Source organism: Marinomonas sp. (assembly GCF_965225885.1).
Classification (GTDB): Bacteria; Pseudomonadota; Gammaproteobacteria; order Pseudomonadales; family Marinomonadaceae; genus Marinomonas.
Map to the genome: position 1 here is coordinate 4,251,524 of NZ_OZ245329.1, position 14,111 is coordinate 4,265,634.

A 14,111-nucleotide genomic window follows, 5' to 3' on the forward strand; every position below is an offset into this window, starting at 1 on the left:
CTCTAAAAAGCGCATTGAAATTACGCAGTAAGCAAAATTATCGACTGCCAAATTAACCTTAATGCCATTAGTGTTAACACTATATTAAAAAAGCGATGAAAGTAACGATCTGAAATACGCTTTAATACTCGAAGACCAATCCACGTGCCTATCGCGCCGCTAATAATCATACAAACCAATAAAGGCAACCACGTTGTGAGCGGGAAACCTGCCGCTTCAAACACGGCAATTTTCAATACATGCTGTAACGACATGGCCGTGGCGAAGGTTGCCACAGTTCGAAAACGATCAGCATGAATCTGCTTGATAAACGCAGCTACCAAAGGCCCAGTTGCGCCAGCAAACAGAGTAATAAACGTGGTAATACCACCAGCAAGCAGAGTTCCCCACGATCCCAATACCATTTTAGGTAACTTTGGCCCCCAGCATAAATACAAGATAAACAAAGCAATCGTTAAATACATGATAGCAGGCGGCAGAGAAACCAAGACAAAACTTCCAATAAAAGCCCCTAGCAATGCTCCGGGTAAAAACGTACCAATTAACTTCCAATCAATATGACGCCAACTCATCCCTGCGCGTCCCGCATTTGAACCAAGCTGCACCACACCATGAAGCGGGATAATCAACTGTGGCGGCAACACTTGCGCCATGACACCCAGTAACATGACACCGCCGCCTGCTCCAAAACTCGCAGTAAAAAAAGAAGTCAGCCCTGCGACAGCAACCAAAAGGATAAAGATATGCGCAGAGACCCGCTCAAACAACAAGGAAGATAAAGTCATAGAATCAATAACATTAAAAGAATAGGAGCGGCAGAATAACAAAACGGGCTGCCGAAATCTCAGCACCCGCATTTTTGTTGGTGATACAGATAATTACTGTTTGTAGATATCTTTATCTAAATCATACTTACGCATCTTGTCATAGAGGGTTTTACGCGGCAAACCAAGGGCATCCATCGTGTCTTTTATGGAACTTTTCTGACGCAGCAATTCTTGCTCTAATAAAGTTTTTTCAAAGCGCTCTAACTGCTCAGGCAGCGTCATCACTCCGGGATTGTTTTCGTTGATAATGATCTGGTCAAACTCAAATGAACCCGCCTCACCCATCAGTACATATCGCTCAGCAAGGTTACGCAACTCACGCACATTACCCGGCCAATCATAGCTTAACAAGCTGTGCATTCGCGCTGCTGAAAGTGGCTCAGATTCACGCTTATACTGGGCAATCGCTACTAAACAAAAATGCTGCCACAGTAGAGAAATATCGTCTTTTCGCTCCCGTAATGGCGGAATGTCTACTCGCACGACGTTGAGCCGATAATACAAATCTTCGCGGAATGTGCCGCCTTCACTCAGTTGCTTCAGGTCGACCTTGGTTGCGGCCAAAATACGCAAATCCAAATCAATCGCTGTATTGGAGCCTAAGCGCTCTAAACGGCGCTCTTCCAACACCCGCAATAAGCGAATCTGCATCGACATCGGCATGCTTTCAATTTCATCAAGGAACAAGGTTCCACCATTGGCGTGCTCAAGCTTACCAATACGTTGTGTCTTAGCATCGGTAAACGCGCCTTTTTCATGACCAAATAGTTCGGATTCCATAATAGAATCCGGCACAGCGCCACAGTTAATCGCCACAAAAGCATGACCTCGGCGAGAACTATGCTCATGAATGTATCGCGCCACCAATTCTTTGCCTGTGCCCGTTTCCCCTTGGATAAGAATATCCGCGCCGGTATCTGCTACATGCAACAACGCCTGACGCAAACGATGAATTCCCGGCGTATTACCGATAATCCGCGGTCCCGGTGCGTTTTGCGCCGCCAATTCCAGACGTAAATTACGGTTTTCCAAGGTTAGCTGGCGCTTTTCCGAAGCACGACGCACCACTTCAAGAAAGTCTTCATTGGAAAACGGCTTTTCAATAAAATCATAAGCGCCATCACGAATGGCGCTCACCGCCATACTGATATCGCCGTGGCCAGTAATGAGAATAAAAGGGATTTCCGCATCAATTTTTTTAACTTCTTCGAATAACTCTAAACCACTTTTACCGGGCAAATTAATATCACTGACAATCACGCCAGACCAATCTAACGACAATTTTTCAATCACGCCTTGCGCCGATGCGAACTCTACAACATCAAAGTCTTCAAGCTGCAATGTCTGAGAAATTGCCATACGAACGGCTTGTTCGTCGTCAATTAATATTACTTGCTTGCTGTCCGGCATTAGATTTCCTCTTTGGGATCGGTAGACTCTTTAGCAAGAGACTGGAGTTTATTTGTCTGGTGGCTGAAACGAGGTAGCCTAACACAAAATTCAACACCGCCGGAGTCTCGGTTCTGTGCACTAATTTGTCCGCCCATTGCTTCGACGATGCGCTGACTTATCGACAAACCTAATCCCAACCCTAACCCCGACGATTTGGAAGTGAAAAACGGTTCAAACAGATGTCGAATTGCGTCATCACTCAAACCATTACCCGAATCTTGAACGCAAATAATGACTTGGTTTTCTGTCGAAATTTGCTCGATACAAACACGTCGTGGATTATCTGGCGCTTCTAAAATCGCATCGGCGGCGTTGGCTAATAAGTTCACTAGCACTTGCTCTAAAAAGACCATATCGCCGTTCACAATAAAGCCTTGGTCTTCCTTCACCACCAGCTCTATATCCACTTCTTTGTAACGCGGATTCATAATTTTCAAAGCGCCCATAATGGCGGCCTGAACCGCAATGGGACCTTGTTGCACATCGCCTTTACGAGCGAACACTTTAAAGCGGGCGATAATATCGCCCATGTGATGGCCCAATTGGCTAATATGCTGCAAATTAGTATGAGCTTGTTCATATTGGCCACGATCTAAAAACTTCAAACCGTTTCCGGCAAAGGCGCGAATTGCAGTCAAAGGCTGATTTAATTCATGGTTCAAGCCCGCGGTTAACTGTCCTAATACGGCCAATTTTGCTGTTTGTATCAGCTCTCGTTGCGTGCCTTTATGCTCTTCAATTTCATGGCGAAGACGAGTATTGGCACCTTGTAGTTCAAAGGTTCGTTCTTTCACTCGCTCTTCAAGCTCAATACGCGCCTGTGTGATATCTTGCTCATAACGTTTGCGCTCGGTCATGTCATGGAAGGTCACCAAATAACTCAAGCGATTCGGCAATTGCATCTTACATAAAGTCATTTCCACCGGAACCGTTTGATCGGAATAACATAAACGCCCTTCTCGCGTCAGCACCTTAATGCCTAAATCATTGACCGTTTCCAGAAAGTCGTTATGAGAAGGCAAGGTCGATGTATCTTGTTCATCGGGTTGAAACAAAACACCAAGTGGCTGACCTACCAAGGGCGATAATGGCTGGCCAAGCAGCTTTTCCACTGCTGGATTAAAAGATTCTATTTTGTGGTTCTCATCCAATGTCACCAAACCCGCTTGCGTGTTTTGAATCACTTCACGAATGTAGGCTTGGTTATGGCGTGTCATTTCATTGGCATCAGACCGTTCTCTTAGCATACGTCTGCGCAACATAGCCAAACCAAATAACAAGGCCGTAATGGTCACACCGCCAGCAAAAATAGTGCGCCATAGAGAGATTTCTTCATTGATGGTTTTTAAAGGCGCAAGGATAGAAATTTGAAAGCCTAAAAGGCGGATCGGCCGACTCATTTTCAAAAACGACAGTCGCTCTAATTCTTCTGTGCCATCTATGACGGTATTTTCTAACACATCGACAATTTGCGATTTTTCATCAAAAGGCTTTTGATAAACAATGGCCAGCTTTTCGATGGCTTTACCGAAATAACGCTGCGAATCAGCAATACGCTGCAACTCGGCATGAGACAATTCGCCCAACACACGATACAACCAGTTAGAACGCGAGCTGCTAAATACAATGCCATCGGGGTCGAGTAATAAAAATTCATAATGCTGGTTAGCAAAACGTTTTTCGAATTGCGTCAAATCCACTTTTACAACCGCAATACCAATAATCGAGTCGCCTTCATAGACAGGATACGAAAAGTAATAACCACGGCGATTCGATGTCGTACCGAGTGCATAATAACGCCCCGGTTTGCCTTGAATAGCGTCTTTGAAATACGGGCGAAAGGCAAAGTTGCGGCCAACAAAACTGGCGGTTTCGCGATAGTTAGACGCGGCTATGGTTAATCCGTCGGTATTTAAAATATAACTGTCCGAGGCTTCGGTGATGCGGTTGATTTGCTCAAGTTCGCGGTTAAGCTGATTAATGTCCGATTCAAAGCCATCTCGCAGGGCTTTTTTAACTCGGTCATTCGATGCCAATAACGTCGGCATATGTTGATACTTGGCAATCGCACTTTCAAGAACGCTAGCAAGCTGGTTTAGCTGCTCAAAAGAATCAATACGCAACGCTTTGATTTGTTGATTTCTTAAGGCTTCACCACCTTTCCAAATCAGCAACACCACCACAATAAAAACGCCAAGATACAGCCAAATTAATTGCTTGGATGAAAAAAGCCATCTCATGCTAAAACTGTGCTTTTCTTTCAATACGCTCACCTAAAATACTTTGTTATTATTGCGACGTTATCTCGGTACAAAATACGACTTGGCTAAAAGTTATCACGCCCTAGAATGAGCAAACGGCAACACTTCAGCAATATGCGATTTATGACAGATTAACATCAACAAGCGATCCGCTCCTAACGCAACGCCGGCACAATCTGGCAAGCCATTTTCTAATGCGGTGATTAAGCGCTCATCAAACTGGCGGTTCGCCAAACGCATTTCCTTGCGAGTCTGTTTATCTTCAGCAAATCGTCTTGCTTGTTCCTTGGCATCTGTCAGTTCATGGTAGCCGTTAGCCAGCTCCATCCCTTGCCAATAAAGCTCAAATCGCGCAGCGACTAACTGGCCTTTTTCATCAAGATGCGTTTTGGCAAGTGCCGCCTGAGACGCCGGATAACTATGAATAAAACAAGGCACGTATTTACCAATAGCAGGTTCGACTAAGCTAGAAAATAACAGCTCAAGCAAGGTATCGCGATCCTCTTCCTGCAAACCGTATTCTGTGTATTCATGAGCGTGTTCTTGTAGCTGGAAAAGTGTTGCTGTGAAAGGATCCAATCCCGTGTGACGTAAAAACGCCATTTGATAACTAAGTCGCTCGCAAGTCAGCGCCTCATCACTCAATAACGCCGACAGCAAGTGTTGAATCTCATCCATCAATTGCCAATGGTCAAAACCAACTCGATACCATTCCAACATAGTAAATTCGATACTATGGCGGCGACCTATTTCCTCGGCTCGAAACACTTTCCCCAACTGATATATAGAGCCAGAACCCGCGCATAATAAACGCTTCATAGCGAATTCAGGGGACGTTTGCAGATAGTAAGTGAGGTCTTTACCTTGAGAACGTGTCTGACTGCTTAGTACTTCAATATGCGGATCGGTAATACTGCCCAGAGACAGACACTGAGTATCCACCTCCATCACCTGACGCGCATCGAAAAAAGCGCGAATGGCTTTCAGTAACTGGGCACGTTTTTGCAAAATCGAGAGATCAGCACTGGGTTGCCATAAAGAAGCGTCGTACATAGAAAAACACTCTGAAAAATAAACGACATCATAACAAATACAGCGTTAAATATTAGAGCATTCTCTTTTCTATTTACTCTTCAACAACTTACTCATCACTTTTACGACGGTTCGATATTTCTCCGCTAGATATGAAGCTAATCGCCCCTGATCACAGCTGTTAGCTTCATAAAAAGCTTGTTCCTCACGCTGCTTAAGTGACTGTGAAGCGTTAGGAAACGGCACATTACCAAGGCCTTGATACTTAGTCTCTTGCTGATTTTTATAAACTTCATCACCCATTTTCGTTCCCCTAATCAGACATAAAACTTAATGACTATTGACGACTTCATAGCGTACGAGATATTTTCTTTTCATCAATAAAACAAAAAGAAAAGGACTTTTCATGAATGAAAAGAAAATAGATTGGAATGATCTTAAACTCTTCCTTGCCGTAGCACGAGAAGGTGGCCTTTCGGCGGCGGCAAAATCGACTCAGCGGAGCCCGGCAACATTGGGCAGAAGAATGTATGAGCTAGAACGAAGCATGGAACGCGAGTTGTTCATTAGGCATGATCGAGGCTACGAATTGACGCCGGAAGGTAAAAGTTTATTAGACGAGCTAACTTTGGTTGAACATCAGATTCACCGCCAAACAACGCCAGCCAATCAAAGCGCTCGCCCCTTAGTTAAAATTTCTGCGGGTACTTGGACGACACTTTCGTTAATTAAGAATCTAGACATGCTCGTGGGGTCACCGCCAGACATCCTGCTACGTTTTGTTTCTGCAGAAAAAGTACTCGACATATCGCACCGAGAGATCGTTATAGGAATCCGCAATCAACGACCAAAAGAAGAGTCGCTGGTATGCCGTAAATTAGCTCGTGTTGAGTTCGCGCCTTATGCAACAAAAAGTGTCCCAGACTCTTATATAAAGGTAATGGCTGATACACCGTCAGCGCGTTGGATTCACAACAATATCAATAACAAAGATATTGCTTGCGAAGTAAACCATCCAAGAAACAGTCTTGATTTGGCTATTGAGAATAAAGGAATCGCGCTGCTCCCGACGTTTATTGGTGACGCCCAGCCACAATTACAGCGCGTAGGAAATATTATTGAGGAATTAGGCCACGACCAATGGTTGGTGACCCATCATGAAGACCGCTACCTGCCAGAGGTAAGAAGATTGATCCAACGCATCGGAACGGCATTAGACCAATTGTAAAACGAGCTAGGGAGCCAATTTACTCAACAGTATTTTAATACCCGCCGCGCCAAACATCAGCGCAAAGGCAGCATCAAAGCCACGTTTCATTTTGAAATAGCCTTGGCGAATTCTTGGGTTGGAAAACAGCATAGCGTAGCCAAAATTTATGCAGGCACTTTGAATCGTTAATAAGATAATTACGGACAACAAACCCTGCGTAGAAACTGAACTCGGCATCCCCATAGCAAACAACGATCCTAGAAACAAAATCGCTTTAGGATTGGTTAAGTGAATGGCCAAACCACGAAAATAAGCCGCGCGTAAAGAGGTTTGTTTAACCTCTAGCGTGGCCAACATTTTGCTCGAATCAGATTTATTCACCATTGCTGAACGACAAGATTTGTACGCTAAAAATAATAAATAGACTGCGCCAACATAACGTAAGCTTTCGAATAGCCAGACATTTGCATATAGCACAGCGCCTAAACCAAAGGCGGCCGAACAAGACCAAAATAGTGAACCTGTTAATATCCCAGATGCCAACGCCAAACCTTGTACTCGCCTTTGATTCATTGACGTCGATGCAATCGCCAAAGTCGCAGGTCCAGGACTCGCCATAGCAACAAACGCACCGATTAATATCAGGACATAGTGGATTTCTTGCATGAATCACCTCTCAATCTTTTCAAGAAACTCAATTTCGGCATTGCCATTTGCCCGACAAACAAACCTAATAAAATCAGTCCAGCAGCAATGACCTGACTCGTTTCTATTGATTCATCGTAAAACCAATAGCCACCTAAAATACCGAACACAGGCACCAGCAAGGTCATCGGTGCGACCGTCGAAACGGAATATTTCATGATCATCTTATTCCAAAACCAGTAACCCAACAATGTCGTCGGGTAAGCTTGAAACAAAACCGAAAATAACGTCCATTGAGTAAATTGATTCCGCAACTCAGTGATAACTTGCGTCCCTTCAAAAGTAACCGCAAGCAACAACAAAGGCAAAGGTGCAAACAACATTCCCCAGATATTAAAAGCAAAAATAGCTTTGGTATTCGCCCGCTTTACAATCAAGCCATTAACGCTCCAAAACATCGACGCCATTAATACAAGCACTAAGCCTTTGCCCGTCACCGAACCACCTTCGGAGTACATGATCAAAGCAAGCCCAAGTAACGCCAATCCAGCGCCAAGCAACTTATTGCGAGTAATGGTTTCGTTTAAACATAACCAACCCACCAGCAAGCTACTAACAACACTCATATCCAATAACAAAGACGCCATGCCCGCCGAGACACCTGCACCAATCGATAACGTCGTTAGCCCCCAAACGCCGACCCCAAAAGACAAGCCATAAGCAATCAGATAACGCCACGGCACGTCTGGCTTTTTAATAAAAAATATCAACGGAAACACCGCAAAACTGAATCGTAACGCAGTGAGCACTAAAGGATGAACACTATTCACGCCAAGCTTGATCACACTGAAGTTCAGTCCCCATAACGCCATCAAAGCAAACAGCAACCCAAAGTCTCGTAGTTTCATTATTCGTTCCTAGTAAATAAAATCTGTTGTAAACAATAACGAAGGCGCTCAATTACACGCGGTGTTTCTATTCGAAACTACCGCCTACCTCACAGAAACACCGCGTGTAACTGAACATAGCTAAGCATTTCCTTCAGATAGAAGTATCACTAGAAAACAAAAAAGAACACAGATTCAATTTTTAACAAAAATAAGAGTACAATTCAGGGAAGAGAAATATTTCTGGAGAGGTTATGGCGCTTTACGAAACACTTGCTCAGCATTTTATTGACGACATACAAGCGCAAAGACTCCCAGCCGGAAGTCGCTTGCCAGCGTTACGAACCATGGCGAAGCAACATCAAGTCAGCATGACTACGGCGACTAAAGCCTACGATTACCTGCAACAAACGGGTTGAATTTATGCACAGCCACAATCTGGGTACTTCGTTGCCAACCAATTAGAAAGCACCACTTTTCCAAGTCTAAACATCAAAAGTATTGAACAACGGGACCCGAAACGCTTTGCGCCGTTAAATGGCTACAATCCCGCCTCGGCGCTTTTTAGCCCGCTTGGCACCTCGATGATCTCACCAGAATTACAACCGAGCGTCGCACTGCAACGCAGCATTAAACGTGTCACCCAAAGAGCGGGAAAGCACCTATTTCAATACCCAGAAACACAAGGCGACAAAGGCCTAAGAAGCGCCCTTGCGGAACATTTCCGCCATGACAATCTCGCCTTTTCAGCAGCCGACTTTGTGATTACCAATGGCTGTATCGATGCAGTAAAACTGGCGATAGAAAGCGTGACGAAAGAAGGCGACACTATTGCCATTAGCTCCCCCTGTTTTAGTGGCTTACTCGATTTACTCAGCGCTCTATCTCGTAAAGTGATTGAAATTCCTATTAGTGACAAAGGCTTGGATTTAGATCACCTAGAAACCTTGATGCAACAAGGTTTGATAAAAGCCTCTCTGTTTAGCACATCGAATATGAATCCAAGCGGAATGACGCTGCCCGTTGAGCAAAAACAAGCTCTCGCGACACTTGCCGCGCAATACAAAACACCGATGATAGAAGACGACGTCTATTTCGAATTAAGCCACCAGAAACAACAAACGCTACCAGCAAAATATTGGGATAAAGCCGGTTACGTGATTTGGTGTGGTTCTTTTTCAAAAACCTTAGCCGCAGGACTGCGACTTGGTTGGTGTGTTCCGGGTCGATATTTAACGCCTTATCTCAATCAACATGCCTTAACCAGCTTTGGCGTCAACGGACTTATACAGTCTTGCATGGCGGAATTTATCAACACCGGTGAATATCGCTCTCATGTGAATAAAATACGTACGGTATTGAACCAACACATCTACCATTACCAGCAATTTTTGATCGAGCACTTGCCCGCAACAGCGAAAATCAGTGCGCCACAAGGCGGGATTGTGCTTTGGGTGCAAATCCCCAGCCTAAATGCGGTACAGCTTGAAAAAGAAGCCAATAAACAGGGCATCGACATCCGCAGCGGCGCGTGCTTCAGCACCCATGACTTCTACCATGATTGCTTCCGAATAAACTGCGGTTGGCCGCTGCAAAACACTGGGGATAAACACAGTACTTATCAACAATTGATCAGCTTATGCGACATGATTGAGCAATTGCTTAACTCAAAGATGGAAATAACAGCATCAAGATAATGTACTAACAACTAAATTTATACGTTCCTCGTTCCCACACTTCAGAGTGGGAACGAGGTAAGGGAAAAGCTAAGGCAAAAGCGGTAACCCAAGCTCTTCGAGAAACTTGTTGTGCTCAGCCTTTGCTTTGTTAATGGATTTTTCAATATCCATTAACCGCTCGTTGGTTTCATATAAATTGATACTTTTCTCTTTCTTAGCGGTACTCACATACCTTGAAATATTTAGGTTGAAATCATTCTTCTCGATTTCGTCCATTGAAACTCGACGCGAATAACGATCCTCTTCCTTACGATATTGATAAGTGCTGACTATCTTATCAATATCGTTTGGCTCACCATCCACCCCTTCGCGCAATTTATTTTGACGTTTGCCTTTTTCAAAATACTCACTGGCATTAATAAACAACACATCATCAGGTTTTTTACATTTCTTTAGAACAAGAATACAAACAGGTATGCCGGTAGAGAAAAACAAATTAGCCGGTAATCCGATAACGGTATCGATATGGCCATCTTTTAACAATTTGGTGCGAATACGCGCTTCGGCGCCACCACGAAATAAGACACCATGGGGCAGGATAATCGCCATCGTGCCTTCGTCACTTAAAAAGTGAAAACCATGCAATAAGAAGGCAAAGTCAGCGGCGGACTTCGGTGCTAGACCATAACCTTTAAAGCGGAAATTCTCCCCAAGGGCTTCATTTGGCTCCCAGCGGTAACTAAAGGGAGGGTTGGCGACCACGGCATCACATAGCAGCTTTTTAGCGGGATTCATTTCATTGAGTAAATCCCAATCATTCAGCAGTGAATCACCATGATGAATCTCGAATTCGGAGTCTTTCATTCCATGCAACAGCATATTCATGCGCGCAAGGTTATAGGTGGTAATGTTGGTTTCCTGCCCATAGATTCGACCAATACTGCCACCCGCCTCTTTCAGCTTATTACGCACATTTAACAACAACGAACCAGAACCGCAGGCGAAGTCTAATACCTTATTCAGCTTGTTCTTCTTGCCCATCGCCGGTTCCTGACTATCCAGCGTGACAATCTCAGACAATATGGTTGAAATTTGCTGCGGCGTATAAAATTCGCCCGCTTTTTTACCCGAACCGGCGGCGAATTGCCCGATCAAATATTCATAGGCGTCACCAAGCACATCGCTATTGGTTGAAAATCCCGCAATGCCTTCGGCAATTTTAGTAATAATGGTACAAAGCTTTGCATTTCTAAGGCTGTAGTTTTTGCCCAGCTTTTCCGAATCCAGATTAATCTCCGAGAACAAACCCTGAAAACTGTTTTCAAAGGATTTGTTTTCGATGTATTTGAAGCCCTGCTGCAAGGTGAGCAAAAGATCATCATGCTGTGTTCTGGCCAGCTCGGCGATATTGCTCCACAAATGCGCGGGTTCAATCACATAATGCACTTTACGACGCATTTGCTTTTCAAACTCTGGAATATCCTCTTCGTTTTGTTCATACCACACACTTAACGGCGCACGTTTATCTTCGTCCTCAAGCTGCGGATAATCCGGTCCCAATTCCCTTTTTGCGGCGGTTTCGTAATTGTCAGACAGATAACGTAAGAACAGAAAGGACAACATATAATCGCGAAAATCATCCGCGTTCATCGCGCCGCGTAAATCGTCAGCAATACCCCAAAGGGTACTGCCTAGTTTGTTTAAATCGTGTTCGGTCATGTTGGTTTCCTTGCTGAAGGCTCAGCAAATATTTTCGGCAGGTCAAACTGAAAGCTGGCAATAAAATCTTTAAGAATCTGTCGAAACAGGTTCTGGTTATCTTCACCCATTGGAGTAGGTTCAAAAATGGCATAACTGCCGTGACTAAGTAGGTTAAGAACACGGTTAAACAGTGCTCTATTATCATCATTGTCGATCTTCTTGAGGCAAAAAGAGATGTCTGAATGCCCAAAAAAAGCAGCGGTCTTTTCCATAATGCTACGCAGAGCATTGAAGTGAAATGTGTATAGCTTACCCGTTTCTGGATCGGCTGCTTTTTGCAATTCGGCAAGACTGGCGACATGATGAAAAAAAGGCGTGTCTTCGGTAGGCTGAAGAGTATAGATGCCCTCGCTATTAGGACGATGGAGAAAGTAGCGTCTGTGTTTTACCTTAGGTTCGTTTTCCTTCGCTCTACCAATCTCATTGCACATCACATTAAAAAATAATGAATGATGAGAAGAAACTACGATTTTAAGTGGGTTCGATATACTACTCTCGTTTTTACGGTTTGTCGCACGGCGAAGAAGTTTGGCTAAATCACAGGTAATCGCGACGGCATTGTTATCATCAAGAGAAGAAATCGGATCATCAACATAAATATATTTGACCCATTGATAAGATTCGTGGCTATCAAGAATCCGCTCGCAGATCGCCATAAATATGCACCATATAAAAATGCTTTCTTCACCTCGCGAAATTTTGATGTTTTCCTGTTTGTCTTTGCTGAATTTCACAAAATAAGGTTTGGAGAATGTTTCATCCCCTTGTCGAATTTCTTTGTAATCAAAATCGAAACCAAAATCAGCATACCGACTAAGGTATTCATCGATAGTCGGTTCAAGCCCTAAGCTTGAAAAACCATCAAAGAATCTGGAGTCATAGTTCACTTTTAATCCGCGTGCAGAATCATTTTCAAGATCGTTTTCCCAGGTAAATAAGTCTTCAGTGAAGGCGTTAAAATATAACGTGTCTGATTTCCCGTTATTTTTACGTTTTCCTTGATCTTTAAAATCCATCGACAACCGAGTCTTGCCTGTACGGTTGTAGGCGTACAAAAGAACCAACTCCTTATCGTTTAGGTCATCGCGCAATCGGGTTACCAGACTATTCAGATTTTGATAGGTGCGAACCCCACTCATGCTCTCACCTCATTAACAGAAGGAAAAAGCTGCTGCATCAATCCTTTTTTATGGGCTTTTAACTCTTCAATCTTCTGAGCTTGCGCGGTGATTAGGTCATCAATAGATGAGAGGCAATCAGCGATTTTTTGTTGTTCCTCGATATCTTTTGGTAGCAAAAGCGGACAATTTAAAACATCATCTTTTTTTAAATTAGTTTGTTTCACGCCATCATCAAAAGCTAGGAAATACGGGTTTCTATTTAGTGAATAGAAAAGCATGATACTGACTGCCTTTTTAGGGGTTAATTTGCAAATCCTCTGATTAACGGTGTAGTGATTATCAGCATCCACAAAGAAACACTTAGCTATGGCTCTTCCATTCGGAACATCACTAAGAACCATTAATATGTCCCCTTTTCTAGCAAGACAAAACACTTCGTTGGTATACTTTTTCACTTCTCCATTCGTTGAAATGAATTTTGAATTTACGACAACAAAATCACCAGATTCAGTAATACCTTGCTCGTGGGCTTTTCCATTTTCATATTTGGCAACTTTCTCCAGCGGCTCTTCCACCCACTCCCCCGCATCCTCAAACTCAGGAAAACGAAGTTTCGGAACGGTTTCACCCTCGTAGGGAAAGAGGTTTTGCATTAAGCCTTTTTTATAGGATTGTAGTGCTTCGTATTTTTGGGTGTTCGCTGTGATCAGTTCATCGAGAGAAGACAGGCAATCTGCGATTTTTTGTTGTTCTTCTAGACTTGGTACTGCAATTGAATATTCCTTCATAAGAGCAATATCGCCTCTTGGCATTTTTACGCCTTTAGCTCCCTGCATGACATAGTTTATAAATACTTCATTCTTTAAAATACAGGATAAAAAGGCGTTACCATTCTTAGGCCGAACAACAACCACATCATTTGAAGCACCGCCGCTTCTGTTCGCTACCCAAACCTTTTTTAAGTAAGGGCGAATATTCGCGAGTAAAATGTCACCACGTTTATAGGCTGTAAACGAACCGGAAGGCGGCAATTTTGAAGCTACTGCAATTCCACTAAAATCTGCCAAGATATTCTCAGTACTAACATACGTTTCTATAGAGAGCTCGCCCAAGGAAAGTCTCTTTTTTACAAAGTCAGATACCTCTTTATCGCCAAGCTTTTTAGGTTCCCATTCCCCCGCATCCTCAAACTCAGGAAAACGCAGCTCTGGTACTAATTCTTGTTCCATATTATTA

Annotated in this window: 13 protein-coding genes; 3 read left to right on the forward strand and 10 right to left on the reverse strand. The window is 43.6% G+C overall.

From position 1 onward, the window contains the following. Positions 1-20: 20 nt before the first annotated feature. From ACO05V_RS20335 to ACO05V_RS20355, 5 genes are all read right to left on the reverse strand, one after another. Entirely contained in the window at positions 21-785 is a 765-nt protein-coding gene (locus ACO05V_RS20335) for a sulfite exporter TauE/SafE family protein (protein WP_421855908.1), read from the reverse strand. Positions 786-878: 93 nt separating this feature from the next. Further along, positions 879-2,237 (reverse strand): sigma-54-dependent transcriptional regulator, encoded by a 1,359-nt coding sequence (locus ACO05V_RS20340; protein ID WP_421855910.1) that lies wholly within the window; start codon positions 2,235-2,237, stop codon positions 879-881. Then, a complete protein-coding gene (locus tag ACO05V_RS20345) occupies positions 2,237-4,552 on the reverse strand; it encodes an ATP-binding protein (RefSeq protein ID WP_421855912.1) in 2,316 nt (771 codons plus the stop codon). Before ACO05V_RS20345 ends, ACO05V_RS20340 begins: the two co-directional genes overlap by 1 nt. A gap of 63 nt (positions 4,553-4,615) precedes the next feature. Next, on the reverse strand, positions 4,616-5,593 hold the full coding sequence (gene epmA / locus ACO05V_RS20350) for an EF-P lysine aminoacylase EpmA (protein ID WP_421855914.1): 978 nt from the start codon (positions 5,591-5,593) through the stop codon (positions 4,616-4,618). A gap of 69 nt (positions 5,594-5,662) precedes the next feature. Then, entirely contained in the window at positions 5,663-5,875 is a 213-nt protein-coding gene (locus tag ACO05V_RS20355; protein ID WP_421855916.1) for a hypothetical protein, read from the reverse strand. 103 nt (positions 5,876-5,978) lie between these two features. On the opposite strand from ACO05V_RS20355, the gene ACO05V_RS20360 reads away from it, so the two are divergent. Further along, positions 5,979-6,800, forward strand: coding sequence for a LysR family transcriptional regulator (locus ACO05V_RS20360; protein ID WP_421855918.1), 822 nt, complete (start codon positions 5,979-5,981; stop codon positions 6,798-6,800). A gap of 6 nt (positions 6,801-6,806) precedes the next feature. Here ACO05V_RS20360 and ACO05V_RS20365 read toward each other — a convergent pair whose 3' ends face one another. Together ACO05V_RS20365 and ACO05V_RS20370 are read right to left on the reverse strand one after the other, a co-directional pair. Further along, positions 6,807-7,448: a LysE family translocator gene (locus ACO05V_RS20365; protein ID WP_421855920.1), complete on the reverse strand. Its 642-nt coding sequence runs from the start codon at positions 7,446-7,448 to the stop codon at positions 6,807-6,809. Next, positions 7,424-8,335 (reverse strand): EamA family transporter, encoded by a 912-nt coding sequence (locus ACO05V_RS20370; RefSeq protein WP_421855922.1) that lies wholly within the window; start codon positions 8,333-8,335, stop codon positions 7,424-7,426. The genes ACO05V_RS20365 and ACO05V_RS20370 overlap by 25 nt, the downstream gene beginning before the upstream one ends. 233 nt (positions 8,336-8,568) lie before the next feature. Between ACO05V_RS20370 and ACO05V_RS20375 the strand changes: the two genes are divergently transcribed. Next, the gene (locus ACO05V_RS20375) at positions 8,569-8,733 is read left to right on the forward strand and encodes a GntR family transcriptional regulator (RefSeq protein WP_421855924.1); all 165 of its coding nucleotides are present in this window, start codon (positions 8,569-8,571) and stop codon (positions 8,731-8,733) included. A 165-nt stretch (positions 8,734-8,898) separates the two neighbouring features. Continuing rightward, complete coding sequence (locus tag ACO05V_RS20380; protein ID WP_421855926.1) at positions 8,899-10,011, forward strand: PLP-dependent aminotransferase family protein; 1,113 nt, start codon at positions 8,899-8,901, stop codon at positions 10,009-10,011. 69 nt (positions 10,012-10,080) lie between these two features. On the opposite strand, the gene ACO05V_RS20385 is transcribed toward ACO05V_RS20380, so the two are convergent. From ACO05V_RS20385 to ACO05V_RS20395, 3 genes are read right to left on the reverse strand one after another with little or no spacing between them, the layout of a single operon-like run. Beyond that, entirely contained in the window at positions 10,081-11,712 is a 1,632-nt protein-coding gene (locus tag ACO05V_RS20385) for a type I restriction-modification system subunit M (protein WP_421855928.1), read from the reverse strand. Then, positions 11,709-12,893, reverse strand: a complete 1,185-nt coding sequence (locus ACO05V_RS20390) for an AAA family ATPase (RefSeq protein ID WP_421855930.1) — start codon at positions 12,891-12,893, stop codon at positions 11,709-11,711. Before ACO05V_RS20390 ends, ACO05V_RS20385 begins: the two co-directional genes overlap by 4 nt. Beyond that, a complete protein-coding gene (locus ACO05V_RS20395; RefSeq protein ID WP_421855932.1) occupies positions 12,890-14,104 on the reverse strand; it encodes a restriction endonuclease subunit S in 1,215 nt (404 codons plus the stop codon). Before ACO05V_RS20395 ends, ACO05V_RS20390 begins: the two co-directional genes overlap by 4 nt. Positions 14,105-14,111: the final 7 nt, after the last annotated feature.